This is a genomic window from Gammaproteobacteria bacterium (assembly GCA_030949385.1).
Taxonomy (GTDB): Bacteria; Pseudomonadota; Gammaproteobacteria; order JAUZRS01; family JAUZRS01; genus JAUZRS01.
Genome location: JAUZSP010000006.1, coordinates 315,703 through 327,141, shown reverse-complemented (window position 1 = coordinate 327,141; position 11,439 = coordinate 315,703). Strand labels below are relative to the sequence as shown.

Genomic DNA, 11,439 nt, shown 5'->3' with positions numbered 1-11,439 from the left:
CTTGGAATTAAATTCCAGAATTTAGTATTCATTGTGAAAAGTCTGTGTTATTTATTAGTACTCTTATCCAGATGCTATGCTATTCGATGCAAAACAGAACAACAACACTCACGCATTACCTCGACCCTATGCACCCAGCCTTAGATGGCTCCAAAGGAGAAGTAAAAATATGCATCCTGATTATACCGCACGATTTGTAACTCACCCAACCCGAAATACACTGGCGTTGATTTTAGCGGGTGGTCGAGGCTCGCGCCTGAAACAACTGACCAATTGGCGCGCCAAACCAGCGGTTCCCTTTGGCGGAAAATTCCGCATCATCGACTTTGCTCTTTCCAACTGCGTCAACTCCGGCATCCGCAACATTGCCGTCTTAACCCAGTACAAATCCCACTCGCTGATCCGCCACATCCAAAAAGGCTGGGGTATTTTTCGCGGTGAATTTGGTGAGTTCATCGAGCTGCTGCCCGCTCAACAGCGCATCGTCAACAGTTGGTACACCGGCACCGCCGATGCGGTCTACCAAAATCTGGACATCATTCGCAGCCACAGCCCCGATTATGTGCTTATTTTAGCTGGTGACCATATTTATCGCACCGACTACGGCTTGATGTTGGCGCATCATTTGGAAAACAACGCCGACATGACCATTGGCTGCATCGAAATTGATCTCGATGCGGCCAAATCGTTCGGTGTCATGAGTGTTGATAACAAAAACCGCATCACCAAATTCTCAGAAAAACCCGAGCAACCCGAGGCGATGCCAAACAACCCCGATCGTGCGCTGGCATCTATGGGCATTTATCTGTTCAACACCGAATTTCTCTACGAACAACTCATGGCTGATGCCAAAATGACCGATTCTACTCACGACTTTGGCCACGACATCATTCCCGCTATTATCGAAAAACACCGTGTGGTGGCCTGTCCTTTATCTCATCTACACAAAGGCAATCAAGCCTACTGGCGTGATGTGGGTACAGTTGATTCCTTCTGGGAAGCCAATTTAGAACTGATCGGGGTCAGCCCAGACCTCAACCTCTACGACGAAGAGTGGCCTATTTGGACCTATCAAGAACAACTGCCACCGGCTAAATTTGTCTTCGACGATGACGAACGCCGTGGCATGGCAGTAGACTCGATGGTCTCCGGCGGCTGTCTTATTTCTGGTTCCACCGTACGTCACTCACTGCTGTTTTCCAATGTCAAAGTCAACTCCTACTCACTGGTAGAAGATTCCGTCATTCTGCCCAACGTTGAAATTGGACGACACTGCCGGATCAAAAAAGCGGTCATCGACAAAGGTTGCAAACTTCCTGAAGGTACCATCATCGGCGAAAACCCAGACGAAGACCGCAAACGCTTTCACGTCACCGACAACGGCGTGACTCTGGTGGTACCTGAAATGTTAGAACAGGTGATTCACCATGCACGATGAGCCTCCCTTAAATGTCGTCTTCTGCTGGCACATGCACCAGCCTGAATACCGCGATCACCTCAGCGGTGAATACCAGCTTCCTTGGACGTACTTACACGCCATCAAAGATTATGTGGACATGGTGGCGCATCTAGAAAACCACCCCGCAGCACGGGTGGTGGTCAACTTCGCGCCCATCTTGCTCAATCAGATCGAAGACTACGCCCAACAAGTCCAAAGCTACCTCAAAGAAGGCAGCGCCCTGCGTGACCCGCTGCTGGCGGCGTTGGATGCGGCGGTTTTACCCCGCCATTCCGAACAGCGACAAGAGCTGATCAGCGCCTGTCTGCGGGTCAATGAGCAGCGGTTTATCCACCGCTTTCCGCCTTATCAACGCCTCGCAAATTTGGCGCGTCTGGTGCAAAAAGAAGAGAACAGCACCACCTACCTCAGCGACCATTATCTGGCCGACCTGCTGGTCTGGTACCACTTAGCGTGGTTGGGTGAGACCGTGCGCCGTAAAGATAAACGTGTGCAAAAACTGATCGAAAAAGGCACAGGCTACACGCTTTCAGAGCGCCACCAACTGATGCAAATCATCAGTGAGCTGCTCTCAGGCGTGCTGAACCGTTACAAGGTGTTGGCGCAACGGGGGCAAATAGAACTTTCAATCTCTCCACAAGCCCACCCCATCGTGCCCTTGTTGCTCAATTTTGACAGCGCCCGTGAAGCAATGCCTGAGGTCAATCTGCCCATTTTGGCCGCCTACCCCGATGGGGAAACCCGCGCCCGTTGGCACATCGAGGAAGGCATCAACACCTTTGAGCACCACTTTGGCTTTAAACCAAAAGGCTGTTGGCCCTCTGAAGGTGGCACCAGCCAAGAGAGTCTGCAACTCTACGCCGATGCGGGAATAAAATGGCTCGCCAGCGGTGAAACCGTACTCAGCAACAGCCTACAACAGGCTCACTGGCCCCGAGACGAGCAGCATAAAAACTGGCTGCATCAAGGTTATCAAGACGACGCTTCCGGTACGCAGCTCTTTTTCCGCGACGATGGCCTCTCCGATCTGATCGGTTTCCACTACGCCAACTGGCACACCGAAGATGCGGTCGGCGATCTGATCAACCATCTGGAGGTCATTCGTCACGCCCGTGCTCAGCAACCAGGCAACGTGGTCTCGATTATTATGGACGGTGAAAACGCATGGGAACATTTCCCCGAAAACGGCTTTCATTTTCTCGATCAACTCTACGCTGCGCTGGAAAACCACCCCACCCTCAAGCTCACCACCTTTGCCGATCTGAGCCAACAAACGCACCCCTCCTCGCCCCCATTGGTGGCAGGCAGTTGGGTCTACGGCACCTTTTCTACTTGGATCGGTGACAAAGATAAAAACCGAGGTTGGGACATGCTCTGCGATGCTAAACGAATTTACGATGCCACTGTGGCGGAAAACACCTTTAGCGACGAGCAACTACACGCGCTGCAACACCAGCTGGCCACCTGCGAAAGTTCAGACTGGTTCTGGTGGTTTGGTGACTACAACCCCGAAGCAGCGGTGAGCAGTTTCGAGCAGCTGTTCCGCCAGCACCTGAGCAACCTTTATCTGCTCTTGGGCGTAAATGCCCCCGACTACCTCACTCAGCGTTTTGCCCACGGCAGCGGAGACCCCTCCCTTGGCGGTGTGATGCGCCCTGGTCAATAGGAGCTTCCTTTTGCACTCTGCTCATGCGACTTTAAATCAGCGCCGCGCCGGTCTGCTGCTGCACCCTACCTCTTTGCCCAGTGAAATGGGCAGCGGTGATTTAGGCGCAGAGGCCTACGCCTTTGTTGATTTCCTCAAACAGGCCGGTTTCAGCGTCTGGCAAACCTTGCCCTTGGGGCCGGTGGCCTACAACGCTTCTCCCTATCAAAGTTATTCGGTACACGCAGGCAATGCCTATCTGATTAATTTAGGGCAATTGGTGCAAAGCGGTTGGCTCAGCGCCGAGGCACTGCAACGCCCAAACGATGAACGCCCCGAACAGTGCCGATTGCGTTGCCTCAAGCTCGCATGGCAAGGTTTTAAACAGAGTGCAAGTGAGACGGATCGTCAGGCTTTGCAGGAGTTCAAGCAACAGCATCAAACGTGGCTCGACGACTACACCCTGTATCAATCTCTGAAAGAACAGCATCAAGGTCAACCGTGGTGGCTCTGGCCAGAGGCCGAACGCAATCGCCATGACGACGCATTACAACAACGGCGTTCCGAGTTGGCGGGCAGCGTCGCTTACCACCAGTTTGAGCAATTTCTCTTTTTTCGCCAGTGGCATCAGCTGCGGGAGTACGCCAATCAAAACGGCATTTTACTCTTTGGCGACATTCCGATTTTTGTCGCCCACGACAGCGCCGATGTCTGGAGCCAACCGGAACACTTTTTTCTGGATGAGAACGGCCAACCCCATGTGGTGGCTGGCGTGCCGCCCGATTATTTCTCTGCCACCGGCCAGCGGTGGGGCAATCCCCTCTACCGTTGGCAGGTGATGCAAGCCGATGGTTTTCAGTGGTGGTTGCAACGGATGCGCAGCCAATTGGATCTGTTCGATCTGGTGCGCATTGATCATTTTCGCGGCTTTGAGTCCTACTGGGAGATTCCCGCCAGTTGCCCCACGGCAGAAGAGGGTCGGTGGGTTAAAGCCCCTGGAGAGGCGCTGTTCAAAACGTTCCAAGACAATTTTGATCCGCTGCCCATTATTGCCGAGGATTTGGGCATCATCACTCCCGAGGTCGAGGCTCTACGCCTGAAATTTGAACTGCCCGGGATGAAGATTTTACAGTTTGCCTTTGAGGGTGGAGCCAGTAACCCCTATCTGTCTCACAACCATCAGCTCAACAGCGTGGTCTACACCGGCACTCACGACAACGACACCACGCTGGGTTGGTTTCAAAATGCGCCTGAGGATTTAAAGCAGCACATCAAGGGCTATCTCGGCCAGCCACAAGAAGCCATGCCGTGGCCGCTGATCCGCAGCACACTGGCCTCTGTAGCTCAGCTGGCCATTTTGCCCGTGCAAGATATTTTGAGTTTGGGCAGCGAAGATCGGATGAATGTGCCAGGGGTCAGCAGCGAAGAGAATTGGAGCTGGGGTTATCAAGCTGGGGCATTGAACGAAGAGCTGGCACAGCACTGTTTGCATTTGAATCGGCTTTATGGCCGAGTTTAGAAAGTGAGGGTTTTAAAAATCTCTTGCTTTTTAGGTAAAAGGAATTTAGCGTTTTTATTGTATTCAGGCTTGGTTATCCACTACTCTTAATCTTTTCTTATCCGGCTAACACATAGTTAGAGCTCAAATAAAAATCCACTTCTTTACAATCTACTACCAATACCTTTACAATGACGACTCTATAACTTGACAATGAATCTGTAACGGGTTGACAATGACTGCTAATTCATTAGGTAAAACAAAACGCTCAAGACTGATTAGAAAGTACTTACTAAGTGCTGTTAAGTCCGACAACCATCAAATGATTCATGATGGACAAGAAATTTTTAATGTCAGTCGCCAAACTATTCACACTCATCTATCTGCCTTAATAAAAATGGGGTACTTAGTTGCCGAAGGAAATACAAAAGCACGAATTTATGCATTAGGTGCCAAACGCTCTCATACCCAAGAATTTTCTCTTAAAAATCTTCATGAAAGTGATGTCTACTATAAAGATTTTAGTTATATTTTTAAAAACTTACCTAATGAAATTGAAGACATTTGCCATTATGGTTTTACTGAAATGCTAAATAATGCCATAGATCACTCTGGTGGAAAATCTGTATATATTAGTGCAAAAATAAATAATGACTATATAGAGTTTTTTATCTCAGATAATGGCGAGGGTATTTTTAATCACATTTCTCGTGTAATGAAGTTAAGCGACCCTAGGGAATCAATACTAGAACTTAGCAAGGGAAAACTAACGACAGACCCAGAAAATCATACTGGCCAAGGTATTTTTTTTACCTCTAGAACATTTGATACGTTTTATATTTATAGCGGAGATTTGATTTTTTCGCACAATGAAGGAGCTGATGACTATTTATTTCATAATGATAGCGAGCAAAAAGGCACAACCGTGTACATGAAAGTAGCTTTAGATAGCGCAATAAACCTTGGTGATGTTTTCGATGCATTTACAGGTACTGAGGATGAAGACTTTGCTTTTAATACTACTGTAGTACCAGTTAAATTAGTCTTGTATGAGGGTGAAAAGCTTGTATCTAGGTCACAGGCAAAACGAATATTAAATCGTGTAGAAAAATTTAATAATATACTTTTAGATTTTTCTGATGTGGATTCAATTGGACAGGCTTTTGCAGATGAAGTATTTCGTGTTTTCACTCGTAGAAACCCTCAGGTTAGTATCATGTCAGTTCATACTACTGATAGTATTGACAGAATGATTCATGCTGCTAAAGCCAATCCTGATTAGGTTCGCCCCAAGAACTGCTGATGATCGTTGTCCTTACAGCAACGTCTGTCTAAAACGGCAGTACCTTCCCTATTTCCCGCTATTCAAGCCGAGCGAATTCCGCAGCTTTCGGCACTGTAACCCCAGCTCCCTGAAAGTTAAGTTTACTGATTCAATTCACCCCCTGTGTCAGGGTAGTTTGGGTCGCTTCTTGATCAGCCCCAAGGCTCGATTAATATCCAGACCGAAGCGGTAGCGGCTCGCTGGGTTTCAAACAGAACACAGAGGCCCTGTGTGTCAACCTGCGTCCATACAGACCTTGTATGAGATAACATAGATATCAGGGTTAGAAACCAGGATGAAGCAGCATGCCAAACTCAGTTACCGAACTGCCCGAGACCCAAGTCACACCGAAGCCGGCTCTAGAGAAACGAACCCGACGTCGTTTCAATGCCGACTACAAATTAAAGATTCTTGCCGAGGCGGATGCCTGTAAACACGGAGAGCTGGGTGCCTTGCTTCGACGCGAGAAGCTCTACAACAATCAACTCTGTGATTGGCGACGAGACTACGAAGCACACGGCGTTGAAGGTTTGAGCAAAAGCCGCCCAGGACCTGCGTCCTCCAAGACCCCCGAGCAGCGCCAAAACGAACAGCTGCGCAAAGAGAACGACCGCTTGAAGCGCAAGGTGCAGATTGCCAACGACTGTTTGGATCTTCAAAAAAAAGCGTTGTCGATGCTCGATCATCTGAGCAGTGGGAGCGATGCATGAACACCGTCGTGGAGCACCGTCCCACAGACTTACCCATGAGTGTCGGAACGTGTCAACCTCAAATGGACGCTCAATTTCAAGATACCATCAGTTTCTCCTCTTCTTTGACGTAACCCGCTGCTGTCAGCGTTGGGAAATTCACCCGATCCGTCAGCATCTCCTCTCCCTCATCGGAGTACAGAGGGTTGATGGCCACGAAGGTCGGTGGCAACGGCACAGTTGGGGCTCCGTTCACAAAGCGTTCTGGGTGCTGCGCGTAGCGCAGATCTAAGACCGCTTGTTTCTGTTTTGCCACCGCTGTAACCTTTTACATCCAAAGAAGTCGGCACATTAAAATCATCAAAGATCAAACGATTCTGATTAATACCAGCAAAAACGTTATACAAGGCAAATAAAATCAATAAAACAAACACAGAACGAACAAAAGAAAAGCAGTAAAAAACCAATTTTTCTCTCAAACCACCACTAAAGGAAAACCGTGCCGTATCACTCACAAAAACGCTCCCCGCAACACAAACAATTTAAAATCTTATTTTTTGCCTAACACTCAATACCCATCATCATACACACTCCATCAATTTAGCAAAAATCAAGACAACAGGTGCCCCAGCACATTACTAAAAAGCTCCATAGGAATGCCCGCCACCGACAACGACAGCGCCAAACCCACTTCCATCATTGGCCAAATAATTTTTGCTGACAGACCGCTGACCAACAGCAAGACCAAAATCAAAAACCCCCAGCGTTCCAATTTCATCAGCCACACCGCTTGTTGCATCGGCAGCAGCGCCGCCAACACACGGCCACCATCCAGAGGCGGCAAAGGTAATAAATTAAACATCATCAACGCGGTGTTGATCAGCACCCCCGCCACCCCCATAAACAGCATGATGGAAGAGAGCAGTTCATTGGACTCTCCGACCCACAAACCCAGCTTCATTATAAAGGCCCAAAAAATCGCCATGACTAGATTGGCCGCAGGCCCTGCCAACGCCACCAAACCCATGTCTCGTTTTGGGTTGTGCAGCGCCGCCACATTCACCGGCACCGGTTTCGCCCAACCAAACACCATGCCGCTCATCCAAAGCAACAGACCTGGCACCAACACCGAACCCACCGGATCAATATGACGCACAGGGTTAAGCTTCAGCCGCCCCAAATTTTTGGCGGTGTTATCACCAAAATAACTGGCCGCCCAACCGTGAGCAATTTCATGTAACGTCACCGCAAAAATTACCGGCACAATCCAGAGTGCTATTTTTATCCATAATTCCACAACAATCACCTTCTTCAATTCAATTTTATACAGGCAAAAAAAAGCCTCAATCACTGCAACAATTGAGGCCTACAGAGACGACAAAAAAATCAGAGCTGATGCTGCTGACGAATCTGCGCTAACAAACCCACCGAAGCCTGTTGCACCAGATCCAGCACATGCTCAAAACCTTGATCGCCACCATAATAAGGATCAGGCACTTCGCTCTCACTGGCCTGTTCAGAAAAATCCAAAAACAGATGAATTTTGCCTTCAAATTCTGCTTTAGGCGAAATCAGCTTCAAATCACGCAGATTGTCTTTATCCATCGCTAAGATGTAATCAAAATAGGCAAAATCCTCTTTGTAGACCTCACGCCCCCGCAACCCACTCAAATCAAGACCGCGCTGCAACGCAGCCTCTTGAGCACGTTTATCCGGCTTTTTACCAATGTGGTAGCTGTGTGTGCCTGCCGAATCAATTTCGAAACGATCACTCAAACCCGCCTCACTCACCAACTGAGTAAACACACCCTCAGCGGTCGGTGAGCGACAAATATTACCCATGCAAACAAATAATACTTTTATATTTTTCATTTTTTTGGTGCCACCGTTTCGGTTTTTTTCGCTTCAGCGGCCACACCAGAAGGGTTGGTAAACTGATCATTCAGACGTTGGACAAACGCCGAAGACTTATTCATCACCGCAGTCAGGCGTTTTTTCGCCCGTCGTCCCCAACCGGTTGGGGTTTTCTGCACAACAGAACGCCAAAAACGGGTGTTTTTTCGCAGAGCAACAAGGTAGCTTTCATCTCCCGATTTTTTCATTGTTTTAACCATAAAACGCGTCACCACTTCCCGTGAAAAATGGTGCAGACCACCTAAAATTAAAACCGTCGATACCACAAACATAAGACTCATCTCAGGGCTGTTAAACAGACTTTCTATCCACGGCAGAGACACGCCTATCCAGAGTAAAAAGACCAATAATAGACCATAAAGCCCACCGTCCAGCCACATCACCCGTTGCCGCCAGCGTTGCAACAAGGCCGTTATCGCGGGTACATGACGCTCTTCAATGTCATGAGCCACCCGCTCCAGTTGACCGACAATACGATAAGCGCGCTCCACTTCCACTTGATGCATACGCTCATGAATGTCCGCCATATCCTGTTTACGCTTATTTTCATAACGCTGACGCACCGCATCGTCTTCAATAGGTACCGCCGCATCTTCATTGTAAATGGTGAAAAATCGCCCTGCGGTCAAACCTTTTTGCGACAAAGCACGCTGCCATGCAGCCACAATGTTTTCCAAATTATCTTCACGCGCAGCGGTATCAACTTGATTCAAAATATAGAGAAATTTATTCGAATCGTTACGCCCGATGGTGTCCTCAACCAAATGTTTCAAAGTATCGTGCATCGCACCAGGTTCAGGGTGACGCGCATCAAAAAAGACCAACACCAGATCAGACAGATCAATGATGTGTTTGGTGATTCTTAAGGTTGATGTGCGCTGAGCATCAGCATCAAACCCCGGTGAATCGATCAGAATTTTACCGCGCAAATTCTCCGATGAACTGGTTTTAAGCTGTAAATACGCATCGATGCGCCGACCTTCTCCTTCAGCGACTTTCTCAATTTCATCGCTGATTTTAAAAAAGGGAAAACGCATATCCGAGTCCAACGCCAAACCGGGCAAAACCCGTCCATCTTCGCCTTGGCTGTAGCAGAGCACCGAAAATTTATCGTCCACCGCTTGATTGCCGGTGGACTGCAAACGAGTACCCGTATAGTGATTAATAAAACTCGACTTACCCGCTGAAAAGGTGCCTAAAATGGATATCAATGGCCACCACGGAATTTGGGTGGCATAAGACTCATCCTTGGAGAGCAAACCCATCCCGTAAGCGACACGATCCAACTCACGAAAGCCCTCAATCGCCTCCAGTAAAATGGGGTTCTCTTGCTGCAAATGCTGTTGCAAACTTTGCAAACGACTCTCTAAAACAGTACTGCTCATAATTAACACATCCTATTAAGCTAACTTGGACCAGAATTTATCACAAATTTTTTGTCACTGAAACGAAACAGCCCTAGGGCTAGCAAAACTAACGCCTAGGGCTCTTTGTTGTAACCGATTACGCATCAAACAAAATTAAAAGTCGCCAGCAGCACCGCGACCCATAATGTCTTGAATCACCATCTTGACTCGCATCGCCTCTTCTTTTAGATCTGCAGGCAGAGGGGTACCACCGTAGATCATCATGTCCATATTCAAAGAGTAGAGCCACAATTGGCCGGTTTTATCTTCAATCAAACTGATACGACAAGGCAAATAAGCGGAAAATGAATCGCTGTAATCCATCATTTTTGCAGCGGTAAGTGAGTTGCAGAACATGTAAATTTTGGCAAAACGGTACGGTTTACCGGTTTTCATTTCCACGTCTTTGTACAGTGGCAGTTCACCCACATTGGACATGTTGTGTTCGTTAGCAACCATTTTCATCGACTGCTCAACGTCCGCTGCACTGAGTTCAGACTCGACCTTGACTTTCCATACGGTCGCCTCAGCGCTGTTACCGGTCTCCAGCAATTTGGTCACCATCTCCGTGTAGGTGGCTAAAGCACCTTCATCAAAACCTTTCATCTGTTCATAATAAGGGGCAAATTTGACCGCCCCAGCACCCAAAGCCAGCACCGTCACAAAACCAATCAAGGCAAATAAACTTTTAAACATACGTCTCACTCCTAAATAACGTCTATAAATTAAATTTTTTTAGTCATAAAACACCCAAACAGGGGCGTAATAATATCAGAAAAACCGGAATCCCAGCGTGAGAGGGTACGCACTAATGAATCAACGCGCCACAGTACGCCTCTTATTACCCCCTTATAGAGGGTCGCACATAACCACTATTGGGGATAAAGGTGTTTAGCCAACTTCATGACTTCCCATGCCGCTTTGCTTGAAGGGCCCAACTCAAAGACCGCCAAACCTTCACTAAAAGAGCGCCGAAAGGCCGTACGTTGATAGAGGCGCAACGGCAAATGGGTCAAACCAGGCAACGATTGCAACGCCTCTTCAGACTCCTCTGTTTCACGCACTTGATGATGTGTGTCCGCTCGATTGATAAACCCCAGCAGAGGCGGTTTTTTATCCGTGACGTGTTTGCGCACAATCGAGAGGAAACGTTGAGTTGACCAGACATCGGCCTGACTCGGCTGCACCGGCACCACAATACGGTCGGCCAATGCAATAGCGGTGGTCAAGGCCTCCATATCAGAGACCCCCACATCCACCAACACCTCAATATCTCCACCTTGCTTAGCCACCGCTTGCAACTCTGCTACCGAGTCACTCACCTGTAACCGAGGTTCATAAGCCTCATCCAGACGCACATCCACCACATCGGTTAAGGTTTTTTGTGGATCAAAATCAAACAGACGCACCTCTTTGCCAGACGTTTGCAACCAAACGGCCAGATTAAACGCCACCGTACTTTTTCCTGTACCGCCTTTTAGATTACCAATCAATGTAATCATCA

At 48.3% G+C, this 11,439-nt stretch carries 11 protein-coding genes; 5 read left to right on the top strand and 6 right to left on the bottom strand.

What is annotated here, in order from left to right; all coding sequences use genetic code 11:
• The first annotated feature begins 169 nt into the window (after positions 1–169).
• The 5 genes from glgC to Q9O24_08865 all read left to right on the top strand — a co-directional run bounded on the left by glgC (position 170) and on the right by Q9O24_08865 (position 6,636).
• The gene (gene glgC, locus Q9O24_08885; GenBank protein ID MDQ7075247.1) at positions 170–1,438 is read left to right on the top strand and encodes a glucose-1-phosphate adenylyltransferase; all 1,269 of its coding nucleotides are present in this window, start codon (positions 170–172) and stop codon (positions 1,436–1,438) included.
• Complete coding sequence (locus tag Q9O24_08880) at positions 1,428–3,125, top strand: glycoside hydrolase family 57 protein (GenBank protein ID MDQ7075246.1); 1,698 nt, start codon at positions 1,428–1,430, stop codon at positions 3,123–3,125. The genes glgC and Q9O24_08880 overlap by 11 nt, the downstream gene beginning before the upstream one ends.
• Positions 3,126–3,135: 10 nt before the next feature.
• On the top strand, positions 3,136–4,623 hold the full coding sequence (malQ, locus tag Q9O24_08875) for a 4-alpha-glucanotransferase (protein MDQ7075245.1): 1,488 nt from the start codon (positions 3,136–3,138) through the stop codon (positions 4,621–4,623).
• Positions 4,624–4,837: 214 nt separating this feature from the next.
• Entirely contained in the window at positions 4,838–5,884 is a 1,047-nt protein-coding gene (locus Q9O24_08870; protein MDQ7075244.1) for a DUF4325 domain-containing protein, read from the top strand.
• A 347-nt stretch (positions 5,885–6,231) separates the two neighbouring features.
• The gene (locus Q9O24_08865) at positions 6,232–6,636 is read left to right on the top strand and encodes a transposase (protein ID MDQ7075243.1); all 405 of its coding nucleotides are present in this window, start codon (positions 6,232–6,234) and stop codon (positions 6,634–6,636) included.
• A gap of 76 nt (positions 6,637–6,712) precedes the next feature.
• Here the strand turns inward: Q9O24_08865 and Q9O24_08860 are convergent, their stop codons facing one another.
• From Q9O24_08860 to Q9O24_08835, 6 genes are all read right to left on the bottom strand, one after another.
• Positions 6,713–6,931 carry a hypothetical protein gene (locus Q9O24_08860; GenBank protein MDQ7075242.1) on the bottom strand — a complete coding sequence of 73 codons (219 nt, stop codon included), beginning with the start codon at positions 6,929–6,931 and terminating at the stop codon, positions 6,713–6,715.
• Between the two features lie 294 nt (positions 6,932–7,225).
• Complete coding sequence (locus Q9O24_08855; GenBank protein ID MDQ7075241.1) at positions 7,226–7,921, bottom strand: site-2 protease family protein; 696 nt, start codon at positions 7,919–7,921, stop codon at positions 7,226–7,228.
• Between the two features lie 80 nt (positions 7,922–8,001).
• A complete protein-coding gene (locus tag Q9O24_08850; protein ID MDQ7075240.1) occupies positions 8,002–8,487 on the bottom strand; it encodes a low molecular weight protein-tyrosine-phosphatase in 486 nt (161 codons plus the stop codon).
• On the bottom strand, positions 8,484–9,914 hold the full coding sequence (locus Q9O24_08845) for a dynamin family protein (GenBank protein MDQ7075239.1): 1,431 nt from the start codon (positions 9,912–9,914) through the stop codon (positions 8,484–8,486). The genes Q9O24_08850 and Q9O24_08845 overlap by 4 nt, the downstream gene beginning before the upstream one ends.
• A gap of 135 nt (positions 9,915–10,049) precedes the next feature.
• The gene (locus tag Q9O24_08840; GenBank protein MDQ7075238.1) at positions 10,050–10,631 is read right to left on the bottom strand and encodes a DUF302 domain-containing protein; all 582 of its coding nucleotides are present in this window, start codon (positions 10,629–10,631) and stop codon (positions 10,050–10,052) included.
• Between the two features lie 176 nt (positions 10,632–10,807).
• Positions 10,808–11,437, bottom strand: coding sequence for an AAA family ATPase (locus Q9O24_08835; GenBank protein ID MDQ7075237.1), 630 nt, complete (start codon positions 11,435–11,437; stop codon positions 10,808–10,810).
• Between the last annotated feature and the right edge of the window lie 2 nt (positions 11,438–11,439).